A 26,105-nucleotide genomic window follows, 5' to 3' on the forward strand; every position below is an offset into this window, starting at 1 on the left:
AAACGTAGCTTTGGTGGTGAAGATCGTCCGCGTCGTAGCTTCGATGATAAACCACCGCGTCGTAAATTCGACCGCTAATCAATATTTAGTTTGAAAAAAAGGCCAGTAAAATACTGGCCTTTTTTATTTTTCAGTTTTGTTATAAACTAACAAAATGTGAATTGGTTCAATTTTTTATTAAATAATGCGTAAAAGTAAGCGAAAAGAAACAATAATGGCACAATTGAAGAACCTTTTGGTTCAGCATGGTTTGCCTTATCTCTTTATTGCACTCGTTTTGTGTAATGGTGTTTACTTCGCCTACGCTTTTATAAATGGAAGTTCTGTTGAGCAATTCCAAGCTTCTGAATTGACCTCTTTTTACGAACATACCTCTTCTATTTCTATAAAATAAGTTAGATTTGCTTTTGTTAAAATTACAACAAGTTTGCTAATTTTCAGTGTTATAGTATGCGTGCATAAAAGTGCAGGAACGATTGCCATTATGAATAATAAAACTCCTCTCTCGACTCAACCACTTATTGAAGTGAAAAACTTGAGTTTTAATCGAGGGGAACGCGTCATTTATGACAATATTAGTTTAAATATACGTCGAGGCCAGATTACGGCCATTATGGGACCTTCTGGTACAGGTAAAACAACTTTATTACGTCTGATTGGTGGGCAGCTTGTTCCAGATCAGGGGGAAGTTTTACTCGACACAAAAGATATTGCCAAAATGTCTCGTCAGGAACTTTTTTCCGCCCGTGCACGTATGGGAATGTTATTTCAGAGCGGAGCTTTATTTACGGATATGTCCGTTTATGAAAATGTGGCGTTTCCAATTCGAGCGCATACTAAGCTTCCTGAAAATCTCATTGCTGAACTGGTTGCGTTAAAACTTGAATCAGTGGGTCTACGTGGTTCTGAACAATTAATGCCGACAGAACTTTCAGGTGGTATGAATCGTCGTGTAGCGTTGGCTCGCGCGATTGCACTTGATCCAGATTTAATCATGTACGATGAACCTTTTGCTGGTCAAGATCCGATTGTAAAAGGTGTTTTAACACGTTTAATCCGTTCGTTAAGAGAAGCTTTGGATTTAACAACAATTATTGTTTCGCATGATGTCGCAGAAACATTATCGATTGCTGACTACATTTATGTGGTAGCAGAAGGAAAAATCCAGGGTGAGGGTACACCTGAAGATTTGCAAAAATATGCTTCTCCATTTGTACACCAATTCTTAACAGGTTCGGCAGAAGGACCGGTTGAATATCAATTTAGTCCTCAAGCCTATTTAAATAACGAGGTTCGTCCATGAATACGATTGCCTGGTTAGGTAGACTCGTTATTGAGCGGATTCGAGGCATTGGTGCTGCGGCACTAATGCTCTTGCAGATTATTTTTTCATTTCCTACCAAGGGTGGTTTTGGTCGTTTTGGTTACCAAATGCACCGCGTAGGTGTGATGTCCTTACTTATTATTACCGTTTCTGGTTTGTTTATTGGTGCGGTTCTTGGCTTGCAGATGTATAGCATTTTGGTTACTTTCGGTGCTGAGTCGATGTTGGGTACAGCGATTTCGTTAACCCTACTCCGTGAGCTTGCTTCTGTGGTTGCTGCATTGCTATTTGCAGGACGGGCCGGTTCTGCATTGACTGCCGAAATTGGTTCAATGAAGCAAAGCGAACAGCTTGCCAGTATGGAAATGATCGGGGTTGACCCTTTAAAGCAAATCGTATCACCACGTCTTTGGGCAGGTATAGTCAGTTTGCCAATGTTAACTGTGATATTTGCTGCGATTGGTATTATTGGTGGCAAGATGGTCGGTGTTGACTTTTTGGGTGCTGATGAAGGCTCCTTCTGGAGTGGTATGCAAAATACAGTGCGTTTCTGGCATGACATTTTCAATGGCACGATTATTAAAAGTATTGTTTTTGCTTTGATTTGTACATGGGTCGCTGTTTATCAAGGCTATGCCTGTGATCCGACACCAGAAGGCATTGCAACGGCAATGACTCGGACGGTTGTGTATTCTTCATTATGTGTTTTAGGTTTTGATTTCGTGTTGACTGCGGTCATGTTCGGAGGGATTTAATGAAATCACGTAGTAGTGAACTGGCCGTTGGTATCTTTGTTATTATCTTCGGTATTGCGTTGTTTTTTTTAGCGATGAAAGTCAGTGGTCTTGTCGGTACGAACTTAAGTGATAGTTATACCATGAAGGCTCAGTTTGATAACGTCAATGGTCTAAAGCCTCGTGCTAAAGTAACAATGAGTGGTGTTACAATTGGTCGTGTTGATTCGATTACGCTTGATCCGGTTACGCGTTTGGCTACCGTAACATTTGGTTTAGATGGAAAGTTGACAAGTTTCAATTCTGAACAATTAAAAGAAGTTCAGAAAAATGCACTGGAAGAGTTACGTTATAGCTCAGATTATACTCAGGCTTCTCCAGAGCAACAAAAAGCAATGGAACAGCAACTGACCAGTAACATGACCTCCATCACAAGTATTGATGAAGATGCTTATATAATGGTAGCAACGAATGGTTTGTTGGGTGAGAAATATTTGAAAGTTGTACCTGGTGGTGGTGTGAACTACCTAAAACGAGGTGACACGATTTCAAACACTCAAGGAACTATGGATTTAGAAGATTTAATTAGTAAATTTATTACTGGTGGCGGGGCTGGTAAAGTTGCTGCCGGTTCAAGCTCAACAGAAGCAGATGCTCCTGCAAGCACTAATAAAGATAGTGCACAAGCATCATTTGTTGAGTAAAAGATTATTTGAAGGAGTGGTTCCTGGTGAATACGTTGTTTAAACAAACCCTGACAGCAAGTCTTTTGTCTACCATGATTGCAGGTACAGCTTTTGCTGCGCCTTCAGAAGCACCACCTGATTTTATCAAGCGTGTTGCTGATGGTTTGATTGCTCGTTTAAAAGCTGATCATGCTAAATTGCAAGCAAACCCTGCTTTAGTGAAGGCTATCGTACGTCAGAATTTAGACCCGTATGTTGATTCACAAGCATTTACACGTATTGTAATGGGTACTTATGCGACTAATCAGTATAGTACAGCTGCACAACGTGCTCAGTTTGAAACAAACTTCCGTAATACGTTAATTGAAAATTACGGTAGTGCATTTGCTAAGTATACGAACCAAAGCTATACAATGCGTCCTTATAAAGCAACTGCGGGTAAAAATCCTGTAGTGACATTGGACTTTAATCACAATGGTGAAAAAATTCCTGTGTCTTTCCAGTTAGCTGATAAAGGTACTCAGTGGAAAATCCGTAATATCAATGTTTCTGGTATTGATTTAGGATTGCAGTTCCGTAACCAGTTTGCTGCAACTGTGAAGCGTAATGGTGGCGATTTAAATAAAGCAATTGCAACCTTCCAACCGGATGCAGACGCTGCTGTTAATCAGAACAAACAGAAATAAGTAGGTGAATAGTGGTTCAGTATCTCAACCAACAATTGGTTGTTTCGGGAAAAATTGATTTTCAAAATGCCGAACAACAGTATAAAGCTGGGTTAGATATCATTAAGAAGCAACAAAGCTTTCCTTTAGTGGTAGATTTAACACAGCTTGAGCATGGTAGTACCTTGGCATTGGCTGTTTTAGTTCAATGGCTACGTGTTACTCCGCAGAATACTGGTTTACATTTTAAAAATGTACCCGAAAAAATGCTGAAGATTATTCAAGCCTGCCATTTGCAGGAAGATCTACATTTGATTTGATCTGTAAAATATAAAAAAGCACCTAAATATAGGTGCTTTTTTATGCTTGGAATTAGCATTTTATTACAAAGCTTAGATCCATTTCTTCCAGCGGAAGTAAATAATAGGGCCAATAAAGAAGCCCATAATAATGAGTAAAACAATAAAGAAACTAGTTGTACCATGTGCGAAAGGTAGCACATCTGTGTTCATACCATAGATGCTGGCAATGAGCATAGGTGGAGCTAACATACTTGGTAAGATCGAGAATCGACGGATCGTGTCATTCTGCTCGGTATTAATGAATCCAGACGTTGTATCAAGCAAGAATCGTACTTTTTGGAATAAGAAGGCATCATGTTCTACGAGCGAGCGAACATCTTCACTAAGTTCTCGAATATCCGCATCGTAAATATGACTGCCTAATGCGCGAGGACGTGATAAAAAAGTAAGTACACGTCGCAAATCAATTAAACAGAGCTGAGCTTTTCCTAGCATATCTTCTTGTTGAGCTAGGCGTGTAATCATGTCGTCAAGATCTAGAATTTGTTCACGCTGGTGATTATTTAGAACTTCGGTAGAGTATTTTTCTAAATCTTTGTGGATATCTTCTAAGATATCCGCAAGCTCATCAAGTTTTGCCTCAAGAAGGCCTAATAAAATCCATGTTGGATCTTTATAGTCCATGTCATAGTCATTTCGACGGGCACGTGCACGGAAGGCACGAAAGGCAACTAATTTTTCTCCCCGCATCGTAAAGAGACGGTCTTTATGTAAGATAAATGCAACCGTTTGCACCATCGCTAAAATATGTGAAGAGTCTTCTGCATCACCATCAACTTGATAATTTTTATTTTTCGTTAAAAAATAGGTGCTGATATGCAAAATACCGTCATCATCACGGTAAAATCGTGCTGAGGATGAAATATCTTCAAGCGACTTTAGTGTGGGTAAGTTTTGATCATAGGCATCTAAGACCCATTGTTGCTCTTCTTGCGAGGGGGCAATAAGATCAAGCCAGACTAATTCGGGATGTAGATCAAATCCACCATTGATGGTGGCATCTTCCAGACTTCCGCGTTCTGTGGCATAAAAGGCTTCAAGCATGTGTCTTTTTTCCTCACGCAGTCTGATGGAAATGGATGGGTGTATTTTAGACAAGGATTTGCCGAAAAACACTTGCTAATACGCTATTTTGCAAAAAAAAACTTTATCGATAGTTTAGTTTGTCAGCATGACAGTTCAATAAAACGGTTTTTTACACTATGAATTCAATTTGTATTTTCTGTGGTTCATCTCTTGGTTCAAACCCAATTTTCCAACAAGTTGCGCAAACTACAGGCGAGGCTATTGCAAAACAAGGTAAGACCTTGGTTTATGGTGGTGGTCGCTCAGGCTTAATGGGCGTTGTCGCTGATAGTGCCTTACGGGCAGGTGGACAAGTCATTGGAGTGATACCTCGTGCTTTGGTCGATCGTGAGTTAGCTCATCCGGGCTTAACCAAATTATATGTTGTCGAAAATATGCATGAGCGTAAGACCAAAATGGCAGATCTTTCCGATGGCTTTATTGCTTTACCAGGCGGTGCGGGTACATTGGAAGAAATCTTTGAACAATGGACGTGGGCGCAATTAGGTATTCATCAAAAGCCATGTGCTTTCTTAAATGTAGCTGGCTTTTATGAAGATTTACTTAAAATGATTCAAGGAACGGTAGATAATGGATTTAGCCAAGCACGGTTCGTTGATAAATTGATCGCATCAGACAAAATCGAAGATATTCTTCAACAATTTGAACAATATCAGGCTCCTGCTCCAAAATGGGCAAATGCTGATGTACAGCCATAAAGAGGTTAAATAGGTGAAAACAATTACGGTCGCTGCTGCAGTGATCTTGAACGAGCAAAATCAGTTATTGCTCGTAAGAAAGCGTAATACCCATGCTTTTATGCAAGTGGGTGGTAAGCTGGAACCTAATGAGGCGCCAGAGATCACAATGCAGCGAGAGATTTTAGAAGAAGTTGGAAGTTTTTGTGTAATTGAGCAATTTCTTGGTCGTTTTGAAACAGCAGCGGCGAATGAACCAGATCATATTCTGGTCAGTCATTTATATCTTGTTCAACTCGATCAGGCTCCTAAAATTGCTGCCGAAATTGCAGAAATGAAATGGGTGGATTTAAGTGATTCAGAAACTCACCTCGCACCATTAACCCGTGAAATTGTTATTCCTTGGTGCGAGCAGCATTTATCTACGGTTTAATCATCTTAGCTCGTTAAAGTTGCCGCTAAACAAGCGGCATGGATGGATGTGCAGCCTAATTGTTTAAGTGCTTGACTGAGCGCATAAATTGAACTTCCGGTGGTAACGACATCATCAATAATCAGAACACGGCGATAACGCCGTTTTTCTTGAGTAAATGCAATGAATTGTTGTTCGATGTTCTCAAAGCGTTCCAGTCGAGAAAGCCCTTTTTGTGAATGCTCAGCAAGGCGTTGCACTGGCTGCCAAACAGGTATTTTTAATTGCTTGCTTAAGATATTTGCGAGTAATAGTGACTGATTAAAACCACGTTCAATTAAGCGTTGATTCGAAATTGGCATAGGTACAATAGCCTGTGCCTTAGGAAATTTGAGTTGTTGTAAAATTTCACCTAATAAGATTTGATAATGTAATTTTTGTTCATATTTAAACTGCTGAATGATCCGATTGATTGGATATGCATAATCACAGGCCACAAGAACTGATTGATCATTACGTTGAATTATTTGTTTAAGCCAAGGTAACTGTTCCCAACAGTTTTTACAGAGCGAATGTTTTTCTCGCATACCTGACTCACACAACAAGCAAGGTGAGAGTGAGTGGATAAGATGCTGCGGATTTAAGAAACTAAACATATGCATAACGAGGCGCTTCTGGAAGCCACCGTTTTAATAGCGCATCTGCTTGTTCTGGATAATCTTTTAACACTTGCTGAGCTACATAATGAGCTTGACTCAGTAAGTGGTCATCTCGTTCTAAACGAGCAACTCTAAACCCCATATCTCCAGTTTGTTTAGTACCTAGTAATTCACCCGGCCCGCGTAACTCAAGATCTTTTTCTGCAATCACAAAGCCATCATTACTTTCTCTTAAAATAGAAAGTCTCTCTTGGCCATTTTGTGAAAGCGGTGTTTTATATAAAAGTACGCAAAAGCTGGCTTGAGCGCCTCGACCGACACGACCACGTAATTGGTGTAACTGAGAAAGTCCTAAACGCTCGGCATTTTCAATCACCATAATAGAGGAGTTGGGAACATCTACTCCAACTTCAATGACTGTCGTTGCAATAAGAAGCTGTAATTCATTATTCTTAAACGCTTGCATGACCGCTTGCTTTTCGTCGGCTTTCATTTTGCCATGCACTAAGCCAATATTGAGCTCAGGAAAGCGCTCTTTCATTTCTTGATAAGTTGCTTCTGCTGCTTGAGCATCTAAAGTTTCAGACTGTTCAACCAGTGTACAAACCCAATAAGCCTGTTTTCCATCTCTGCAATTTGAAGCAATTCGTTGGAGTACTTCCTCACGACGATCAAGAGGAATGGTAACGGTTTGAATTGGGGTACGACCCGGTGGTAACTCATCAATAATTGATGTGTCTAAATCACCATACGCACTCATTGCCAGTGTTCGTGGAATAGGGGTGGCTGTCATGACGAGTTGGTGTGGAGTAAACTGCTCAGCACCTTTATTACGCAGAGCTAGGCGCTGATCTACGCCAAAACGATGTTGTTCATCAATAATCACTAGACCTAATTTGGCGAAGCCAACATTATCTTGAAATAACGCATGTGTTCCAATAATAAGTTCGGCATGACCTTCTTTAATTTGCTGCTCTGCTTGAGCACGCGCTTTACCTTTTTGTTTTCCAGACAACCATGCCACAGTAATGCCTAAGGGTTCAAACCAACGCTTAAAATTCAAATAGTGCTGTTCTGCAAGAATCTCGGTCGGGGCCATTAATGCAACTTGCCAATCAGCTTCTAAAGCATGGCAAGCAGCCACAGCTGCAACCAAGGTCTTTCCAGCTCCTACATCGCCTTGCACTAATCGAAGCATTGGTTGGTTCTGCTTCAAATCATTCAAAATTTCTTTAGATACACGTTTTTGTGCATTGGTCATTTGAAAAGGTAAAGCTTCTAATAGTTTTTTGGCTAATATTTTGCTGCTTGAAAAAGCTGGAGAAGCAATTTGGCGAATATAAGCACGTCGATTAAGTAAACTAATTTGGTGTGCAACCAACTCTTCAAAAATAAGCCGTTGCTGTGCGGGGTGTGAACCTTGAGCCAACTGGACCATATTGGCATCAACTGGAGGCTCATGAATGTAATACAAAGCCTCTTTAAGCGCATAGCCATTGGTATATTGTTTTGGGAGCAGCTCTGGTAAGGCATCACTATGATGCTTTAAAGCTTGTTTTACATATTCACGCAGTTTGGGTTGGGTTAGCCCATCCGTACTTGGGTAAATTGCTGTAAGCTGAGTCTTGGGTAGGGGAGTATGGTCATTAATGAGTTGAATTTCGGGATGATACATCTCAAGGCCGCGAACACCTACGCGAACTTCACCAAAAATACGTAAGCGATGACCTGGTTTTATTTTGTCAGTCAGGTTTTTATAAATATGATAAAAGCGTAAGGTGACTTTACCGAATTCATCTTGAACCAAGGCTGCCATAGATTTTCGTTTTCCCGGAGGGAAATCAATTGATCTGACCTCACCTTCGAGTAAATAGCTACGCCCAACCACAAGTTGATTCATTGCAATAATCGTACTGCGGTCTTCATAATCACGTGGCAGATGAAACAGTAAATCATCTGTGGTAAAAATATTTAGTTTTTCGAGCAGGGCTGCTGAAGCCGATCCAACGCCTTGTAACTGATGGACTGAAGTCATGTCCCCTCAACGAGTTTTCTATGCATATATTATTTATCGGTTATGGTAAAACATCTCAGCGTGTTGCTAAACAACTATTTGAGAAAGAACATCAAATTACCACAATCAGCCGTAGTGTAAAAACAGATAGTTACGCAACCCATCTTGTTCAAGATATCTTTAAACTCGATTTAAGTAAAATTGAACCTGTAGATGTTGTATATATTTTACTTTCCCCGACAGAAGGTACGGTTGAGGGCTATCAGCATACGTATGTAGATAGTATTGAACCGATTCGAGAAGCATTAAAACCACATCCGGTGAAAAAAATAATCGTAGTCTCTTCTACGCGGGTATATGGTGAAAATGCAGGGGAGATCATTGATGATTTTAGTGAAATTCAACCAAGCGATGCACAAGGCCATATCTTACGTAATATGGAGTTGCTTTGGCAGAAGCATTATCCAAACCAATGTGTAATTGTTCGTCCTACAGGTATTTATGGAACTTCCGTTGCCCGTTTGAAGAAAATGGCTGAAAATAGTCAAAGCTATCCAAATATACATTATAGCAATCGAATACATATTGATGATTTAGCAAGATTTTTGGCTTTTATGGCTGATTATGAAAATCATCAAGCGAGTTATATTATGACTAATAATCAACCATTGCCCTTGCATGAAATTATATTGTGGTTTCAAAAACAATTGGGATTGCCTGAGTTAACTTTAGAATCGAACCAAACTTCAGGTAAAAGAATTTATGCTAAACATTTGCTTCAAACAGGTTTTCAATTAGAGCACCCAATTTGCTTTAATGACTATTTATTATGTTTAAATGTTCATGGTACAAAATAAAATTTTGATTAAACTTTAAATAAGCATAGAAATACCTGATGAGGCAGCCAAATTGCCGATAAAGATAAAAAGGTTGAAAGTGAAAAAAATTTGCTTAGCTCTTATTTTGAGCTTAACAGCTGTTGCGAGTTGGGCAGAGGATCAGGTGTGGTGTGCATATGATCCGATTGGCTCCCAAGGGGATATCACACGTCGTTTAAATGACATTCGGTTATATGCCCAGCAATATCAAGTCAAATTTAAAGTGGTTACCTATCAAAAGGAACAACAGGCCATACAAGCATTTGACGAGGGTAAATGTTCTGGTTTAGCGGCATCTAATTTTAATACTTATCGTTATAACCAGTTTATGGGGAGCACCTCAGGTATCGGGCTTATTCCTAATAATCGTACCGCTAAAAGCTTATTGCAGCTTTTGAATCATCCAACAGTCGAGAAAAGGCTAATTTCTAAGGACTATGAAGCGGTAGGGATGATTCCAATTGGCACTGCCTATATGGTTCTAAAAAATAAGAAAATCTCTAGAGTTGCTCAATTAAGAAATCAGCGTATTGGGGTGTTACCAAATAATCCACCACAACAGGCATTGGTGCGAAGTGTGGGTGGTCAGCCAGTTTATGTTGATTTATCTAATGCGATTGTTCAGTTTAAGCAAAACAAAATCGATATTGTTCCTGTCCCAATATATGGACTATTGCCATATAACTTACAAAAAGAATTTGGACCAGATGTCCAAGTCATTAACTTTCCTTTGGCATATTTCGGCGTCAATTTAATTATTAAACCACAAGCTTATCCGGCTAATTTTGGCCGAAAAATTCGAGGATGGTTTGTTCAAAACAGCCAATTACTGACTAACCGTGCGACCCAGTGGGAAAACCATTTACCTGCCTATTACTGGGTAGATGTCTCTTTTTATGAAAAGCAGAGCTATGACGTTATGGTTGCAAAAATACGCAATCAGTATGTACTTTCAGGTTATTACGATGCTTATTTTGTTCAACTTATGAAGCGTCTACGTTGCATGGATGATCCACGTTATTTTGAATGTCCAACTCGCTAATAAAATAAAAGGCAACTTTCGTTGCCTTTTATTTTGACTAAAATCTTAAGATTTTTTACGTTTTAATCGTCGTTTTGCTTGTTGAGATGCCATAGCTTCAAGCGCATCTTTTAATTCTTCATCGGTAAAGGTCGTGATGTGTTGCAACATTTGTAAGGTTACTTCATCAAGAACTAATTGTGCACCCGCAGCCATTTGACGGAAATTATCATCAAACTCGATTTGGCCTTGGTCATTGGTTCGAATGTAATTTTGCTGTGTAAGTACTTTTAAGAAGCTTTGGAATAAAGCTTTGTCAAAGAACTCTGGCGAATTAAATTCATATAGAACAGACAAACGTTGTCCGAGTAAATGACTTAATTCTTCAACCTGTTTAGCAGAAATATTACCCGAACCACGTTGAGTAATTAGCGCAAGCGTCATGTAGTAACGCTCAAGGCTTTGCTTAACAGGAGTAGCTAAAACAACGAGTTGATTATGCTCTTCAGTATTTGGTGCAGAGCTAATCAAGTTACCTTCATCGTCTTGTTGAATCAGTTTCGATTGAACCAACGCATCTGCATATTGCTCAATTTGTTCTTTAAGCTCGCTACTCTTCCATTTAAGGAATAACTCTGCCTTCAAGAATGGATACAGGGTATAGATGACATTGGTTAAATCTGAACGGCTGATTTTTCCATTGTGTTCAACAAGTGATGCAACCAATGATGGTAAAACAAAGGCGTGCAAAATGTTATTGCGGAAATAGGTCAGAAGAACGGCTTGATTATCTTCAATCCCAATAATATCGCCGAGCGCATGCTGAACTCGTTTAATGAGTTTAAGCTTTAAACCATAAGCAATAATTTCTTTACCAGAAAGTGGCGTTACTTCCATACGTTGGTCATATGGGAAGTTTGATGCCAGATTGCGGTAAGCTTCAAGCTGCTTAATACAGATTTCTTCATCAAGCGTATGCTTTGGAGTTGCAAGCAAAATAATAGAAAGTAAAGAGACAGGGTTAATCACCACAGCTCGGTTAATATTTTCTAAAATTGCATGTGCAGAGCTATTTACTGCATCTGAAACCGCTTGAGGAATTGGGTCGTCATTTTTCTCGATATAGACATTTTCTGCATTATGTTGCTTAAGCAGATCATCAAGGAAAACAGGCTCACCAAAGTTCACATGGACTTTACCGAAAATACGTTCAATTTTTCGTAAGGTTTTTACAATACCAAAAATTGATTCGGCTTCTTTCGGTTTACCTTGCATTTCGCCCACGTAGGTCGAGCCTTCCATTAGTCGTTCATAACCAATATAAGTTGGTAAGAAGACGATAGGTTTAGCACGGCCACGTAAATGGCTATGAACTGTCATCGCAAGCATGCCAGTTTTAGGCGGTAATAGGCGTCCTGTACGCGAACGTCCACCTTCAATAAAGTATTCAAGAGGGGTGTTGCGTGACAAAATACTATATAAATATTCTTTAAATACCGTTGTATAAAGGCCATTTCCACGGAAAGAACGACGAATAAAGAATGCGCCACCTCCACGTAAAAGTTGCCCTACAAATGGTAGATTTAAGTTGTCACCCGCAGCAATATACGGAACCATTAAGCCACGTTTATAAATCACATAGGATAATAATAAATAGTCAATGTGACTGCGGTGGCAAGGTGTATAAACCACTTCATAATCTTTTGCCAGTTCACGAACAGTGCTGAAGTTATGCACTTCTACGCCGTCATAAAGTTGGGTCCATAAGCGAGTTAAAGCAAGATCGGCAAAGCGTACAGCTGAGTGTGAATAATCCGATACCACTTCATTCACATAACCAATCGCACGACGTTCAGCTTCGAGCATACTAACTTTTCCGCGAATACTTTCACGGCGAATTGCTTCTTGCACATCGCGAGATTTTACAACTGACTGCATGACATTACGGCGATCCGATAAATCGGGGCCTAAGACCACTTCACGTTGACGATCTAAGTAATCATTTAACGTACTTACAATATATGTAGCTGGTGAAAGGTTTGGATAATGCTGTTGTGCATATTCAACCAGTTCACGTAGCGATTGCGGTTCATGAAATTCTAAATATGATTGGCGGCCATGCAAGCCAATGTTAACCAATTGCTTAACGGTGCTTGGTGTAGCCCATGTATCTGAAAATAAAAGCTTAAACCAAGAATCTTCTTTATCTGGTGTACGGCCCCATAAAACGGTAACCGGAACAAGCTCTATATCAAGTTCAGGATTTTCTTGTAAGACTTCAATTAATTTTAGTAAGCGTGGTGGAAAAGCATGAGGAGGCGGATTCAGTAAATTATTTTCATCATTATGCTGTAAAAATAAAACCGATGCTTTTTCCTGATGAGTGCCAACAACTAATGGGTCTAACGCAGGTTTTAAATTTAAACGACGCGTTTCTCCATCAACCACCAAAGCATTGCTTCGAGAATGGTTTTGTAAGACATAGCACACCACTTTCTGGCGGTCAGTCTTTGCTTCTGTTTCTGATACTGGTTCAGTAGGAACTTCCCCAAGAACATGTGGTGTTACCACGAGGTCAAGTAGTTTACTCGAAAGCCGACGATACATTTGACCAAACCCACTCTTGGACATAAGAACTCCTACTTCTTAAAGACAAATCCCAGCACCAAATGCGGAGGGTAATTATTTTGAGGCATTTATTGAAAAAAACAATATGCTAATAGCGTATAAATTATAATGCTTTTGGCATATTTTATCGTTAAAAATCGTATTTTTAGCTGTTATATGAGCAATGTTCGTCATAAGTTGACTGATTGTTCCATGTTCAAATAGTTTTTTATGGCACAATAGATTCTACACATCTGTCCTTTAATACGATTTTTTACCTGAAATATGAAGGTATCTCTCATGAATGCGTTAACCGAAGAACTGGTCGAGCTTCTCACTTTAGAAAAGCTAGAAGAAAATATTTACCGTGGCATGAGCCGTAATCTTGTCGGTAAACGTGTCTTTGGTGGACAGGTTTTGGGTCAGGCTTTACGTGCAGCATCTTATACAACTGATCGCCCAGCGCATTCTTTGCATGCATACTTTTTATATGGTGGTGATATTAATGCCCCGATTATCTATGAAGTGGACCGTTTACGGGATGGGAAGAGCTTTGTAAGTCGTCAAGTCCGTGCAATTCAGCATGGGCGAGTAATATTTTCAGCGATGGTTTCTTTTGCCAACCCAGAAGAAGGTTTGAACTATCAACATCAAGAACCTGAGTATCCTGCACCAGAAACGCTTAAATCTGAAAATGAGCTGAAACAGGGTATTCTAAACTTTGTACCTGAAAATGTTCGTGCTAGTTTCATGCGTGAGCGTCATGTAGAAATTCGTCCAATTGATCCGGTAAACCCGTTTCAGCCGCAACCCGAAGCTCCATATAATGCGCACTACATCCGCACACATGATCGTATTCCAAAACAATTAGATGATATTGCTTTGCATCAAGCAATTGTTGCCTTTTATTCAGATTTTACCTTAATGACAACGGCTTTAAGGCCGCATGGGCTGAGTTATATTTCTCCAAGTTTGCAATGTGCAAGCATTGATCATGCAATTTATTTTCACCGTCCACTGCGTGCGGATGAGTGGATGCTTTATGACATGGAAGCCACAGTGAGCGCGGCTTCTCGCGGTTTAAACTTCGGTCGTATGTGGCAAAATGGTCAGCTTGTATGTAGTACAGTACAAGAGGGTTTAATCCGTTTGCGGGAAATTGAAACGCAATAAATTCCTCGAAAAAGCCATCTAACCAGATGGCTTTTTTCTTTTTAATGGGATCGATGTGACAAAAAATTGCTCGAATGAAAAGCAAGCTCATGTCATATTGTAAAAAGGTATGCCAACTGAAAAAAATAATGCTGATATGAACTTAAATACACAAATTCTGATTGCCGCCATTTTAGGTTTAGCCTTTGGTTTCCTACTCACAATGTATCCAGACACTGCTTTTGTAAAGCATAGTTTATATGGGCTTGGAATATTAAGTAGCGTTTTTATTGGGCTCCTTAAAATGCTTTTAGTGCCTTTAATTTTTAGTTCGATTGTTGTAGGTGTATCAAATCTACAAGCAGGCGGACAGTTAGGGCCAGTCTGGAAAATCACATTTTTATGCTGTTTAACCACAACCACTTTAGCCTTAATTTTAGGTATCAGTTGTGCTCATTTATTTGAAGTTGGACGTGGCATAGATATTTCTATTTTCCAGACATCTATGCAAAATTATCAAGCACCAGATAGTTTAAACCCTGCAAGTTTTTTCACTAATTTTATTCAAAATACTTTAATTAACCCATTTAAAGCTTTTAGTGATGGTAACGTTTTAGCCGTCGTAGTCTTTGCTTTATTCGTCGGTGTCGCTTTGGTGCAGGGTGGGGAACGTTTCAAAAGTATTCGTTTATTGAGTCACCAGTTCTTTGAAATGATGATGCTGCTGGTTGGCTGGGTCATGAAATTAGCGCCGTTGGGTATTTTTGCTTTGTTAGCAAAGTTAATGGCAACGGAAGATATTTCAGTATTAAGTCGTTTGGCTGAGTTTGCAGTCGTTGTAACGGGCACAACTATTTTTCATGGCGCCGTTGTGTTGCCACTACTGCTTTGGATTTTTGGCCGTATGAGCCCGTGGACCTTTTTTAAAGGGACGCGTACAGCACTGATTACCGCATTTGCAACCAGTTCCAGCTCTGCCACTATGCCGCTTAGTATGAAGTGTGCGCAAGAAAACTTAGGCGTGCGCCCGCAAACCGCGGGATTTGTTATTCCATTAGGCACACAGTTAAACATGGATGGTACTGCTTTATATGAAGCGGCTGCTGCATTGTTTGTAGCAAATTTGGTTGGACTAGATTTAAACCTGACACAACAAATTATTGTGTGCTTAACAGCAATGATTGCATCACTCGGAGCCCCAGGAATACCTAGCGCGGGTATGGTCACTATGATTATGGTTTTACAGTCTGTGGGTTTGCCCGCTGAAGCGATTGCAATTTTACTTCCGATTGATCGTTTATTAGATACAGTCAGAACAGTGGTAAATGTGCAGGGCGATATGATGATTAGTGTGGTTGTAGACCGTTATACGAAAGATAAAGATATCAGTGTCTAACTATCTATAGATCAAAAAAAGCAGGATTTTAAATCCTGCTTTTTTATTTTAAGCAGCTTGAAGTTCTGCTCTTTTTGCTGCTGGAGATTGCGATAAATAGCTAACCGCATCTTCAGTACTGCCTTCTTTGACTGGATCATACCAAGGCATGAGGTAATCAATTTGCTGGGCAATAAGCCAGAGAGGGTTAGGTAAAACCTGATTATCTTTTCGGCTAATTTTGTACCACTCTAAAGTAACCCACACTGGAAAAAATCTAGATTTGGCTGCATCAGCGAAACGTGGATCTTGTTTCATAATATGTGCAGCGCCATCTACCCATAATCCAAGTACAAGTGTGATAACAGCAAGACTCATATAGTAACGTGGAATATAACCGCCACCAAGATGACGATATAAATCAAAGGCAACCGTACGGTGTTCAATTTCTTCTGAACCGTGCCATTTAACCAGATCCACCATTTCTGGATCTGCGCCTAGTTCTTCCCATCGCTCGTTATATAACGCATATTTACCCAATACGCAGGTCATATGCTCAACAGTTGCAATAACTCCTAAACGGAATAAATCCCACTGTTTTTCTAAAATTTTTGGAACTTCTTTATCAAACGGCTTATCTGCCAAAGCGATAGTAAATAGATAATTCATAATGTCCAGATTTCTCTGGATATCAATATTACGTGCGCTTAAATATTCTTTGTTTGCAGAAGTGTGGGCATTGGCATGCATAGCTTCCTGACGGATAAATGCCTGTACATCCTGCTTAAGTTTTTCATCTGTAATTTGTGGTAAAACCTTATTATACAAACGGCAAAACCAGAACTCTCCAGCAGGCAAGATATTATTAATTTCATTAATAAAATAACTTGCGAAAGGTTGATTAGGAATCCAGTCGACAGGGGTATCTTTCCAGTCAAATTTTACTTTACGTGGAAGAATTTTATAATCAATAGAAGAACCTAAAGCCTTGTTCTTCAAAAAAGATAACAATTTCATCATTTATTCCTGATTTTTAACTCGATGAAGTTATAACGAGTATAAAAAAAGCCCCTACATTTGTGTTTAGCAATAGGGGACAATTGAGTATAAATTTAATGAAAAAATTGTATCTGTAAGGATAATTTAGCTTTCAGCATCCTCATCTGTCGCTTCAGGGATTGAATCGACATCAAATTCTGGCTGTTGATCCAGTGTGAAATGTAAACGCCCTGCCATAACACTTGCTAGCTCTTCTAAGCCTATTTTGTTAAGTGAAGAGAAAAGCTGAATAGAAAAATCAAGCTTCATTTTTTTCAGCTGTTGCTTAACTTCTAGTAGAACTTTATTTGCAGGACCGCGATTAAGTTTGTCTGCTTTTGTTAATAGAATATGAACAAAGAGATGACGTGAATAAGCCCACTCTAGCATCATCATGTCGAAATGCTGTAGAGGATGGCGAATATCCATAAGTAATACTAAGCCTTGTAAGCTTTGGCGATGGATCAGATAGTTTTCTAACTCTTTTTGCCACACCCGTTTCATATCTTCGGGAACCGCTGCATAACCGTAACCAGGAAGGTCGACCAAGCGTTGATCAGGGTTACCTAGACTAAAAAAGTTAATCATCTGGGTACGGCCTGGCTTTTTAGAAGCGCGGGCAAGTTGTTTCTGATTGGTTAATGCATTAATCGCACTCGACTTACCAGCATTTGAGCGCCCTGCAAAAGCAATCTCGTAGCCGCTATCTTCAACACAAAGTGCCAATTTAGGTGCACTCATTAGAAACTCAGCTTGGCGTAACCAGTTTAGTGATTGCACAGCATAGGCTGTGATCGCCGGATCTGGTGCTTTTTCATAGCTGATCTTTTGCTTGGGTGCGAGTCTGGCTTTGGTGTCTTTCGATTTTTCACTACGACGCATAAAAAATAACTTTTTAGATGAGAGGGCTCGTGCCTAGTATAAAGGAGCTTGGTTATTCTTGCTAATTTTCAATAAATCTACTTATGAAAATCAATAGAAGTCAGATTTGTAAAAAGGCAATAGGAGAGTCAGGTGGGGCAGACTTTGACTGTTGCAAAACCTCTCCAAGCGTGTATTGGTCTAGACTTTGGTAAAAGCTTTCTAAAGCTTGGTCAAGAATACCTTTTAAACCACAGTGACTTCGCAATACACAAGGTGGCGTATTGCATTCAACGATTTGATTGTCACCCTGTAATATTCGAACAATTGAACCTAAATTTGAGTTAAGTGCATCTGGATTTAAGCGAATTCCACCGCCTTTTCCACGAATGGTAATAATCCATTCCTGCTTACCCATGAAGTGAACAACTTTAACCAGATGGTTTTGTGAAACATGCAAATCTTTCGCGATTTCTGCAATCGTGTAGGGTGCATCACTTGGGCGTGCAACATACATTAATAGTCGTAATGCATAATCGGTAAATTTATTAAGCTGCATGATCACCAAAAATGGAAGAGATTAAAAGGATGATCATCTTAGCCTGAAAGTCTAAATAAGAAAACTTTCAGGCAAGAGGTTTTTATATTAGAGCGTTAAAGGCGCTGAAACTTGAACTTGATCGCCAACTCTATAATGTTCAAGCAAGATGTTCGCTACTGAGAACTCTGTATGGTTTTCTTCAGGCTGAACTTCAAAATGATATGAGTTGTTTTCCTGAGCTTCTGTAAATTTAAAAGCTTTCGGTTGTTCAAGCTGCTCATCTGGAACTTGTACTTTAACCGAAATAAAAGCATTTGCAGGTCCGCTAAGTACATCTTCATGGTCAGTTGCTTTTAAGGTGAAACGTTTGCCAGATTCAAGAGGATCAATTTGAGTAATTTCAAATGAACGCCATCCAGCCCATCCACCATTTAAGTTTTTAAGTTGTTCATATTTTTGTTTTTCAACGCCAATTAGAATATCTGCCAATTGTAAATAAGCCTGTTTCCACGCCTCAATCAGTTCTGATTCAAATGGCACGTTGAGTACTTCACTAATTGAATGAAGTAAGTTGTCGCCAACAATTGCATATTGGTCTGGTTGAATATCTAAGCTCACATGTTTAGTCGTAATACGCTCAACTGCTTTCGCTAAAACAGTAGGGTTCTCAATATTTTCTGCATATGCAAGAACGGCAGCTGCAAGAGCACGAGGTTGACGTAAGCTAGTTTGGTCATCCAAGTTAAAAACATTTTTTAATTCGGGATTGTTATTAAGCATACGCTTATAAAAGTATGTGGTCAGCGTAACGCCGTGTTCACGTAAAACAGGTACTGTAGATTTAACGAGTTCGATTTGTTGTGGAGTCATGGCTAGACCTTATTTATCTGGCTATATAAGATGTATTTAAAATACATCTTTAAAAAAACTATCGCAATAGATTTTTTATAAAAACCATAAAAAAATTAGGGAATATAAAATTCCCTAATTTAAAACTGATATATCGAAGAAAGTTATTTGCCAAATAGTGAACCAAGCAGGCCCCTTACTAATTTTTGACCTGTACTTCCCCCTAGACTGCGTGCGGCACTTTTTGCAAAAGTACCCACAATATCTTGCGTAAGCTTGGCTCGTTCACGTGCTGCTCGTTCTTCTTCTTTTTGCTGTTCACGTGCTAATCGTTCTTGTTCCTTTGATTGCTGCTTTGCTAGGGTTTCTTGCTCTTTTTCTTGTTGTTTAGCTAGTTCAGTATTTTGTTGCTGTTGCTCACGTTCAGCGACTTTATTTTGTAGCATTTCATAAGCGCTATCACGATCTACAGCTTGTTCATAAATACCAGCAATAATACTTTTTGAGATTAGAGTTTGACGCTCTTCTGGAGTGATTGGTGTAAAAGCAGAGTAAGGAGGCATCACCCAGCCACGTTCTACAATTTGTGGCGTACCTTGCTCATCAAGACAACTAATTAGCGCCTCACCAACAGCCAGTTCGGTAATGGCTTCATCAACTTTAAAGTTTGGATTGGCACGGAAAGTATCTGCTGCGGTTTTTACTGCTTTTTGATCTTTAGGGGTAAATGCACGTAGTGCATGTTGAATACGATTGCCAAGCTGACCGAGAACACTTTCTGGTAAATCGAGTGGATTTTGAGTAATAAAATAGATGCCAATACCTTTAGAGCGAATTAAGCGTACAACTTGCTCAATCTTTTCTTGTAATGCTTGACTGGCATTGTCAAATAATAAGTGAGCCTCATCAAAGAAAAACACGAGTTTTGGTTTGTCCATATCGCCAACTTCTGGAAGCTGTTCAAATAACTCCGAAAGCATCCATAACAAGAAAGTGGCATATAGCTTAGGCGTATTCATGAGCTTGTCAGCAGCAAGAATATTGATATAACCATGTCCATTTGCATCGGTTTGTATAAAGTCCAGAATGTTTAAAGCTGGCTCACCAAAAAATTGTTCTCCACCTTGGTCGGCAAGAGCAAGTAAGTTACGCTGAATAGCGCCTAAGCTAGCTGGAGATAAATTGCCATATTCTGCTTTAAACTCTGCTGCGTGCTCACTAACGAAGGTGATCATGGCTTTTAGGTCTTTAAAGTCTACTAACAGTAGGCCCTGATCATCCGCAATTCGAAAAACTGCAGCTAATACACCTTCTTGAGTATCATTTAAATTGAGCATACGAGCCAATAAAATTGGCCCAATCTCAGAAATAGTAGTACGAATAGGGTGGCCTTGTTGGCCGAATAGATCCCAGAAAACGACAGGGTTAGCAGCAAAAGGAACACTATCAATCTGTAATAGTTTTAGACGTTCATTAAACTTATCTGAAGCCTCACCTGATTTTGCGAGACTCGAAACATCGCCTTTGGCATCGGCAAGAAATACAGGAACGCCGATTCGAGAGAAACTTTCTGCTAGAACTTTTAAAGTAACTGTTTTACCTGTACCTGTTGCACCTGCAATCAGGCCATGGCGGTTAGCAAACTGAGAAAGCAAAACAATTTCTTTTGATGTGTCATTCAGATTTTTAGCAATAACAATCGGTGTACCCATATATTTTTATCCTTTGGTTCGAGCCACTATAATGTTGTCGTTTTTACAGTTGTTTCAGTGCATTTTCGATATCTTGAATTAAATCTTGCGGATCTTCCAGTCCTATACAGAAGCGAACTAATAAACCTTGTTGTAAATGTGTATTCTCAAGTTTTCTCATCATTTTTAAATCATAAAGCATGATCAGGCTAACTGGTCCTCCCCAACTAAATCCAAGTTTAAATAACTCTAATGCATCGCAAAAGCGACGTACTGCGGTAATATCATAATCTGGTTTGAAAATAACACTGACTAAGCCAGCACTTTGACCATTTGTGCAGATTTCTTGCCAGTATTGATGGCCCGGGGCGGTCTCATCACTTGGATGTAGAACTTGTGCAAAGTGAGGTTGGTCTTTTAGCCATTTAAGTAAAGTTTGTGCATTGGCTGACTGTTGTTCATAGCGTAAAGACATATGAGCAAGGCTGCGTTGGACTTGAGCCACATCGTCTCCTGAAACTGCAATACCTAAAATGGCATGCGTACGGAAGAGGCGATGATGGAGTTTATCATCACGAGTTACAATGCTACCCATTAAGATGTCACCGCCACCGCTCGGATATTTGGTTAGAGCATGGACGGTTAAGTCGACCGATAGGTGTTCATCTGAAAAATTAAAAGCATTAAACGCAAGCCCAGCTCCCCAGGTGTTATCTAGGGCTGTTAATACACCATGTTTTTTAGCTTTTTTGACTAGATTTTTAAGATCAGGGAATTCTAGAGTAACTGAACCCGCAGCCTCTAACCATAATAGTTTACTTTTTTCAGTCGGTTGAAAACTTGAAGCGTCAATAGGGTTATATACTTTAACAATAACGCCATATTGATTTTGTAGATGATTTAAATGTTCTAGATTTGGTCCATAAATGTTGTCTGGGACCCATACTTCATCATTAGTGCTTAAAAATGCTGAGTTCACAACATTAATTGCTGATAGACCACTCGGTGCAAGCAAACAATGCAGTCCACCTTCAATTTGTGCAATATTGTCGCCTAAGGTAAAGGTGGTGGGGGTACCATGCGTCCCATAGCTATAGTCGTAATCATCAGTCCAATGGCGATCAAAAAGGTGCGAAGTTGATTTAAAAATAATAGTGGATGCACGAAATAAGGGTGGTTGCACTGTTTCGATAAATTGCGGAGCCTTTCTTGGTGCGTGAATGAGGCGAGTCTGGAAGTCGTTATGCTTTTTCATAGTGCGTTGCATTTTAGATAATAAAGTTAGATTAAGAGAAATTTAAATTCTTCGCTAGATTTACGAAGTTTTATAAGACGTTTCGTTACAGTAGACCCATAAAATAAAAACTTGGCTTTATTTTTGCAAAGACCACTACAACATTCTAACAACAATAGGTTTAAGCGCATGAAGTCGCATTTACGAGTTCACTATTTTCAACACATTGCAGGTGAGGGATTTGGAAGTTGTTACTCATTTTTAAAAGCCCATCACGCGACCATTAGCTCTACGGAGTTCTTTGCACTTCCGGTTGATCGATCACTTGAAATAGAGGCTTTACCCAGAATCGAAGAAGTTGATTTGTTACTGGTCATGGGTGGAACGATGAGTGTAAATGATGAGGCAAATTTTCCATGGCTAAAGATAGAGAAAAGATGGTTGCGCCGTTATTTGGCAGCAGGAAAGCCTGCTATTGGTCTTTGTTTAGGGGGGCAACTGATTGCTAATGCATTGGGTGCAGCGGTGAGCCGTAATCGCTATCAGGAACTTGGCTGGTCAACGGTCCAGAGAGTTGCAAATTTGCCTCAAGAAAGTTTTCCGTTACCTGAAAAGATAAATGTTATGCAGTGGCATAGTGAGACATTTGAAATACCTAAAGGTGCTATACACTTGGCGGAGAATAGAGCTTGTCGCAATCAGATGTATCAGATTGGAAAAAATGTGCTTGGTTTTCAGTTTCATCCAGAGATGACACCAGCAGCTTTAGCGCTCTTACTTGAAGATGAAGAGGAGTTGTCTATTTTTGACGGAGAATATGTTCAATCTACGCGTGAACTACAGTATTCAGAAGCACAAAAATTTGAGCAAGGTAATCAACTCCTAAATAAAGCTATTGAGTTTGTAATAAATGCCTAGATGAACTCTGAATGCTCGATCAAAGCAGGTTTTGTGGAGAAAATAGAAAAAGAGAATTGCATAAGACTTAAACAATCGTTATAATGAGCGACCCTCAATAGGAGGGGCATTTACTGCGAAGAAAGTGGTAAATGTGCATTACAGTCGTGGCATCGATCATGACCTTAGTGATTTTCACTGCCTTTGACACTTACCAATGGGTGAGATGCGTCAAGGGTGATTCTTTATATGTTTGGCTTGGAGTTTACTGGTATGTCTAACCAGAGAATTCGTATCCGTTTGAAGTCTTTTGATCATCGTCTGATTGATCAATCTGCTCAAGAGATCGTAGAAACCGCTAAGCGTACTGGCGCACAAGTTTGTGGTCCAATTCCGATGCCTACTCGCATCGAACGCTTCAACGTTCTTACTTCACCGCACGTTAACAAAGATGCGCGTGACCAGTACGAAATCCGCACCTACAAACGTTTGATCGACATCGTTCAACCTACAGATAAAACTGTTGATGCATTGATGAAATTAGATCTTGCGGCTGGTGTTGATGTTCAGATCGCTTTGGGTTAAGGCTTTCGGTTGATTAACTTTTAAGTTAATTAGGCCGCTTTTTTAGAGGTTTATGCACATGGCTATTGGTTTAGTCGGTCGCAAATGTGGTATGACTCGCATCTTTACAGATGCAGGTGTTTCTGTACCTGTTACAGTCATCGAAGTCGATCCAAACCGCATTACGCAAATCAAAACACTTGAAACTGATGGTTATCAAGCTGTTCAAGTAACTACTGGTGAACGTCGCGAATCTCGCGTAACTAACGCTCAGAAAGGTCACTTTGCGAAAGCTGGTGTTGCTGCTGGTCGTTTGGTTAAAGAGTTCCGTGTTACTGAAGCTGAGCTTGAAGGTCGTGAAGTTGGCGGTACTATTGGTGTTGATTTGTTCACAGTTGGTCAAGTTGTTGACGTAACTGGTCAATCAAAAGGTAAAGGTTTCCAAGGTGGTGTTAAGCGTTGGAACTTCCGTACCCAAGACGCTACTCACGGTAACTCAGTTTCTCACCGTGTATTAGGTTCTACAGGTCAAAACCAAACTCCTGGTCGCGTGTTCAAAGGCAAAAAAATGGCTGGTCACTTAGGTGATGAACGCGTAACAGTACAAGGTCTTGAAATCGTATCTATTGACGCTGAACGTTCTGTTTTAGTTGTTAAAGGTGCAATTCCTGGTTCAACTGGCGGTGACGTGATTGTACGTCCTACCATCAAGGCCTGAGGGGAAATACCGTGAATTTGAAAACTGTTTCCGGCTCTGCTGTTGAATTGTCTGAAGTTGCTTTCGGACGTGAATTTAACGAAGCTCTTGTACACCAAGTTGTTACTGCTTATTTAGCAGGTGGTCGTCAAGGTACTCGTGCTCAGAAGTCACGTGCAGACGTTTCTGGCGGTGGTAAAAAACCATTCCGTCAAAAAGGTACTGGTCGTGCTCGTGCGGGTTCTACTCGTAGCCCTATCTGGGTTGGTGGTGGTAAAACTTTTGCTGCTCGTCCACAAGATTGGTCTCAAAAAGTAAACCGCAAAATGTACCGCGGTGCAATGCAATGTATCTTAGCTGAACTTGTTCGCCAAGATCGTCTTGTATTAGTTGAAGAGTTTGCTATTGCAGCTCCAAAAACTAAAGAATTGCTTGCTAAGCTTGGCGATTTAAATGCCGCTCGTGCATTGATCGTTACTGAAGCTGTAGATGAGAACTTATATCTTGCAGCACGCAACCTTCCGCATGTAGATGTGGTGGATGCAACTGCAATCGATCCTGTAAGCTTGATCGCGTTTGATAAAGTTGTTATGTCTGTAGCTGCTGCTAAGAAAATTGAGGTAGAACTCGGATGAACAACGAACGTATCTATCAAGTCCTTAAAGGACCAGTCTTCTCAGAAAAGGCACAAGTTTTAGGTGATACTGTTGGCGTTCAAGTATTTAAAGTGGATATTAATGCTACTAAACTTGAAGTTAAAAAAGCAGTTGAAAAACTTTTTGGCGTAGAAGTTGTTAAAGTTAACACTACTATTACTAAAGGTAAAACTAAGCGCTTTGGTAAAACATTGGGACGTCGTTCTGATGTTAAAAAAGCATACGTCACCCTGAAAGCCGGCCAAGATGTTGAAATGGCTGACTTGGGCGATACCGCTGAAAGCGCAGCGGAATAAGGACGAAAATTATGCCGATTCAAAAATGTAAGCCAACGTCTCCAGGACGTCGCTTTGTAGAGAAAGTGGTTCATGATCACCTTCACAAAGGCGCGCCTTACTCACCGTTGGTTGAAGCAAAAAAACGTACTGGTGGTCGTAATAATAACGGTCACATTACAACTCGTCACGTTGGTGGTGGTCATAAGCAACACTATCGTATCGTTGACTTTAAGCGTAATAAAGACAGCATCCCAGCTGTTGTAGAGCGCATTGAATACGATCCTAACCGTACAGCACATATTGCTTTGTTGAAATATGCTGATGGTGAACGTCGTTATATCATTGCACCTAAAGGCTTACGTGCTGGCGATAAAGTACAATCTGGTAACGATGCTCCAATTCGTCCAGGTAACTGCTTGCCACTTCGTAACATGCCGATCGGTTCTACACTTCATAACGTTGAACTTAAAATTGGTAAGGGTGCGCAATTAGCGCGTTCTGCTGGTGCTTCTGTTCAGTTGTTGGGTCGTGATGGTTCTTACGCAATTGTTCGTCTTCGTTCAGGCGAAATGCGTAAAATTCATGTTGAATGCCGCGCTGTAATTGGTGAAGTTTCTAACCAAGAAAACAACCTTCGTTCATTGGGTAAAGCTGGTGCTGCGCGCTGGCGTGGTGTTCGTCCTACCGTGCGTGGTATGGCGATGAACCCAGTTGATCACCCGCACGGTGGTGGTGAAGGGCGTAATAAAGGTATTCAACCTGTAAGCCCATGGGGTCAAAAAGCTAAAGGGTACAAGACACGTACCAATAAGCGTACGACTAAGATGATTATTCGCGACCGTCGCGTCAAGTAAAGGAATCTGACTAATGCCTCGTTCTCTGAAAAAAGGCCCATTCGTCGATGCGCACTTGTTCGCTAAGGTTGAAGCGGCTGTTGCTAGTAACTCTCGCAAGCCGATTAAAACTTGGTCTCGTCGTTCGATGATCCTTCCAGATTTTGTTGGTTTAACAATTTCTGTTCATAATGGTCGTAATCACGTTCCAGTAATTGTTACTGAGCATATGGTTGGTCATAAACTCGGTGAATTCGCGCCAACTCGTACCTATCGTGGTCACGGTGTTGACAAGAAGTCTAAACGTTAATAGG

Annotated in this window: 29 protein-coding genes and 1 pseudogene; 19 read left to right on the forward strand and 11 right to left on the reverse strand. The window is 40.1% G+C overall.

From position 1 onward, the window contains the following. The first annotated feature begins 184 nt into the window (after positions 1 to 184). The 6 genes from RMB03_RS12075 (at position 185) to RMB03_RS12100 (ending at position 3,729) form a co-directional block, all read left to right on the forward strand. Positions 185 to 394, forward strand: a complete 210-nt coding sequence (locus RMB03_RS12075) for a hypothetical protein (protein ID WP_026055540.1) — start codon at positions 185 to 187, stop codon at positions 392 to 394. A 90-nt stretch (positions 395 to 484) separates the two neighbouring features. Continuing rightward, positions 485 to 1,303 (forward strand): ABC transporter ATP-binding protein, encoded by an 819-nt coding sequence (locus tag RMB03_RS12080; RefSeq protein ID WP_005043907.1) that lies wholly within the window; start codon positions 485 to 487, stop codon positions 1,301 to 1,303. Continuing rightward, a complete protein-coding gene (gene mlaE, locus RMB03_RS12085; protein ID WP_017388296.1) occupies positions 1,300 to 2,079 on the forward strand; it encodes a lipid asymmetry maintenance ABC transporter permease subunit MlaE in 780 nt (259 codons plus the stop codon). The genes RMB03_RS12080 and mlaE overlap by 4 nt, the downstream gene beginning before the upstream one ends. Continuing rightward, entirely contained in the window at positions 2,079 to 2,762 is a 684-nt protein-coding gene (locus RMB03_RS12090; RefSeq protein ID WP_311076372.1) for an outer membrane lipid asymmetry maintenance protein MlaD, read from the forward strand. The genes mlaE and RMB03_RS12090 overlap by 1 nt, the downstream gene beginning before the upstream one ends. A gap of 26 nt (positions 2,763 to 2,788) precedes the next feature. Next, entirely contained in the window at positions 2,789 to 3,430 is a 642-nt protein-coding gene (locus RMB03_RS12095; protein ID WP_005038459.1) for a phospholipid-binding protein MlaC, read from the forward strand. A gap of 11 nt (positions 3,431 to 3,441) precedes the next feature. Further along, complete coding sequence (locus RMB03_RS12100; RefSeq protein ID WP_017390219.1) at positions 3,442 to 3,729, forward strand: lipid asymmetry maintenance protein MlaB; 288 nt, start codon at positions 3,442 to 3,444, stop codon at positions 3,727 to 3,729. A gap of 72 nt (positions 3,730 to 3,801) precedes the next feature. Here RMB03_RS12100 and RMB03_RS12105 read toward each other — a convergent pair whose 3' ends face one another. Further along, positions 3,802 to 4,815, reverse strand: coding sequence for a magnesium and cobalt transport protein CorA (locus RMB03_RS12105; RefSeq protein WP_004639553.1), 1,014 nt, complete (start codon positions 4,813 to 4,815; stop codon positions 3,802 to 3,804). A gap of 158 nt (positions 4,816 to 4,973) precedes the next feature. Here RMB03_RS12105 and RMB03_RS12110 point away from each other — a divergent pair, with 158 nt between their 5' ends. Further along, positions 4,974 to 5,555 carry a TIGR00730 family Rossman fold protein gene (locus RMB03_RS12110; protein ID WP_005038465.1) on the forward strand — a complete coding sequence of 194 codons (582 nt, stop codon included), beginning with the start codon at positions 4,974 to 4,976 and terminating at the stop codon, positions 5,553 to 5,555. A 13-nt stretch (positions 5,556 to 5,568) separates the two neighbouring features. Beyond that, a complete protein-coding gene (locus RMB03_RS12115) occupies positions 5,569 to 5,967 on the forward strand; it encodes an NUDIX domain-containing protein (protein ID WP_311076377.1) in 399 nt (132 codons plus the stop codon). Between the two features lie 5 nt (positions 5,968 to 5,972). Here RMB03_RS12115 and RMB03_RS12120 read toward each other — a convergent pair whose 3' ends face one another. Both RMB03_RS12120 and recG read right to left on the reverse strand, forming a co-directional pair. Next, a complete protein-coding gene (locus RMB03_RS12120; RefSeq protein WP_311076440.1) occupies positions 5,973 to 6,602 on the reverse strand; it encodes a phosphoribosyltransferase family protein in 630 nt (209 codons plus the stop codon). Then, positions 6,595 to 8,640, reverse strand: a complete 2,046-nt coding sequence (gene recG, locus RMB03_RS12125) for an ATP-dependent DNA helicase RecG (RefSeq protein WP_311076379.1) — start codon at positions 8,638 to 8,640, stop codon at positions 6,595 to 6,597. The genes RMB03_RS12120 and recG overlap by 8 nt, the downstream gene beginning before the upstream one ends. Positions 8,641 to 8,660: 20 nt before the next feature. Here recG and RMB03_RS12130 point away from each other — a divergent pair, with 20 nt between their 5' ends. After that, positions 8,661 to 9,476 carry an SDR family NAD(P)-dependent oxidoreductase gene (locus tag RMB03_RS12130; RefSeq protein ID WP_311076381.1) on the forward strand — a complete coding sequence of 272 codons (816 nt, stop codon included), beginning with the start codon at positions 8,661 to 8,663 and terminating at the stop codon, positions 9,474 to 9,476. Positions 9,477 to 9,555: 79 nt separating this feature from the next. Beyond that, complete coding sequence (locus tag RMB03_RS12135) at positions 9,556 to 10,539, forward strand: putative solute-binding protein (RefSeq protein ID WP_311076382.1); 984 nt, start codon at positions 9,556 to 9,558, stop codon at positions 10,537 to 10,539. 45 nt (positions 10,540 to 10,584) lie between these two features. Here the strand turns inward: RMB03_RS12135 and plsB are convergent, their stop codons facing one another. Then, positions 10,585 to 13,149, reverse strand: a complete 2,565-nt coding sequence (gene plsB, locus RMB03_RS12140) for a glycerol-3-phosphate 1-O-acyltransferase PlsB (RefSeq protein ID WP_003653675.1) — start codon at positions 13,147 to 13,149, stop codon at positions 10,585 to 10,587. Between the two features lie 276 nt (positions 13,150 to 13,425). Between plsB and RMB03_RS12145 the strand changes: the two genes are divergently transcribed. Beyond that, positions 13,426 to 14,298 (forward strand): acyl-CoA thioesterase II, encoded by an 873-nt coding sequence (locus RMB03_RS12145; protein WP_311076383.1) that lies wholly within the window; start codon positions 13,426 to 13,428, stop codon positions 14,296 to 14,298. 109 nt (positions 14,299 to 14,407) lie between these two features. Next, positions 14,408 to 15,673: a dicarboxylate/amino acid:cation symporter gene (locus RMB03_RS12150; RefSeq protein ID WP_035359955.1), complete on the forward strand. Its 1,266-nt coding sequence runs from the start codon at positions 14,408 to 14,410 to the stop codon at positions 15,671 to 15,673. 48 nt (positions 15,674 to 15,721) lie between these two features. Here the strand turns inward: RMB03_RS12150 and RMB03_RS12155 are convergent, their stop codons facing one another. From RMB03_RS12155 to RMB03_RS12180, 7 genes and pseudogenes are all read right to left on the reverse strand, one after another. Then, on the reverse strand, positions 15,722 to 16,672 hold the full coding sequence (locus tag RMB03_RS12155; RefSeq protein WP_080632450.1) for a metal-dependent hydrolase: 951 nt from the start codon (positions 16,670 to 16,672) through the stop codon (positions 15,722 to 15,724). A gap of 123 nt (positions 16,673 to 16,795) precedes the next feature. Continuing rightward, the gene (yihA, locus tag RMB03_RS12160) at positions 16,796 to 17,572 is read right to left on the reverse strand and encodes a ribosome biogenesis GTP-binding protein YihA/YsxC (protein WP_003653671.1); all 777 of its coding nucleotides are present in this window, start codon (positions 17,570 to 17,572) and stop codon (positions 16,796 to 16,798) included. 100 nt (positions 17,573 to 17,672) lie between these two features. After that, positions 17,673 to 18,110 (reverse strand): Rrf2 family transcriptional regulator, encoded by a 438-nt coding sequence (locus RMB03_RS12165; protein ID WP_004639536.1) that lies wholly within the window; start codon positions 18,108 to 18,110, stop codon positions 17,673 to 17,675. A gap of 87 nt (positions 18,111 to 18,197) precedes the next feature. Next, entirely contained in the window at positions 18,198 to 18,962 is a 765-nt protein-coding gene (locus tag RMB03_RS12170; protein WP_056482620.1) for a globin domain-containing protein, read from the reverse strand. Positions 18,963 to 18,964: 2 nt separating this feature from the next. Beyond that, positions 18,965 to 19,116 (reverse strand): annotated as a pseudogene (locus RMB03_RS21080) (hypothetical protein). Continuing rightward, entirely contained in the window at positions 19,106 to 20,653 is a 1,548-nt protein-coding gene (locus tag RMB03_RS12175) for a helicase HerA-like domain-containing protein (RefSeq protein WP_311076387.1), read from the reverse strand. The pseudogene RMB03_RS21080 and the gene RMB03_RS12175 overlap by 11 nt, the downstream one beginning before the upstream one ends. 43 nt (positions 20,654 to 20,696) lie before the next feature. Continuing rightward, complete coding sequence (locus RMB03_RS12180) at positions 20,697 to 21,887, reverse strand: PLP-dependent transferase (RefSeq protein WP_311076390.1); 1,191 nt, start codon at positions 21,885 to 21,887, stop codon at positions 20,697 to 20,699. Between the two features lie 168 nt (positions 21,888 to 22,055). On the opposite strand from RMB03_RS12180, the gene RMB03_RS12185 reads away from it, so the two are divergent. From RMB03_RS12185 to rpsS, 7 genes are all read left to right on the forward strand, one after another. After that, positions 22,056 to 22,784: a type 1 glutamine amidotransferase gene (locus RMB03_RS12185; RefSeq protein WP_005038489.1), complete on the forward strand. Its 729-nt coding sequence runs from the start codon at positions 22,056 to 22,058 to the stop codon at positions 22,782 to 22,784. A 252-nt stretch (positions 22,785 to 23,036) separates the two neighbouring features. Beyond that, entirely contained in the window at positions 23,037 to 23,348 is a 312-nt protein-coding gene (rpsJ, locus tag RMB03_RS12190; protein ID WP_000070912.1) for a 30S ribosomal protein S10, read from the forward strand. Between the two features lie 58 nt (positions 23,349 to 23,406). Continuing rightward, positions 23,407 to 24,045: a 50S ribosomal protein L3 gene (gene rplC / locus RMB03_RS12195; protein WP_004639526.1), complete on the forward strand. Its 639-nt coding sequence runs from the start codon at positions 23,407 to 23,409 to the stop codon at positions 24,043 to 24,045. Positions 24,046 to 24,056: 11 nt separating this feature from the next. Next, positions 24,057 to 24,659 carry a 50S ribosomal protein L4 gene (gene rplD / locus RMB03_RS12200; protein WP_003653663.1) on the forward strand — a complete coding sequence of 201 codons (603 nt, stop codon included), beginning with the start codon at positions 24,057 to 24,059 and terminating at the stop codon, positions 24,657 to 24,659. Then, on the forward strand, positions 24,656 to 24,976 hold the full coding sequence (gene rplW / locus RMB03_RS12205) for a 50S ribosomal protein L23 (protein ID WP_003653662.1): 321 nt from the start codon (positions 24,656 to 24,658) through the stop codon (positions 24,974 to 24,976). The genes rplD and rplW overlap by 4 nt, the downstream gene beginning before the upstream one ends. A gap of 11 nt (positions 24,977 to 24,987) precedes the next feature. Next, entirely contained in the window at positions 24,988 to 25,812 is an 825-nt protein-coding gene (rplB, locus tag RMB03_RS12210) for a 50S ribosomal protein L2 (protein ID WP_004789629.1), read from the forward strand. Positions 25,813 to 25,825: 13 nt separating this feature from the next. Then, positions 25,826 to 26,101: a 30S ribosomal protein S19 gene (gene rpsS / locus RMB03_RS12215; RefSeq protein WP_001138119.1), complete on the forward strand. Its 276-nt coding sequence runs from the start codon at positions 25,826 to 25,828 to the stop codon at positions 26,099 to 26,101. The last annotated feature ends 4 nt before the right edge of the window (positions 26,102 to 26,105 follow it).

This window comes from Acinetobacter sp. V91_7, from assembly GCF_031799075.1.
In the GTDB taxonomy this organism is placed as follows: domain Bacteria; phylum Pseudomonadota; class Gammaproteobacteria; order Pseudomonadales; family Moraxellaceae; genus Acinetobacter; species Acinetobacter calcoaceticus.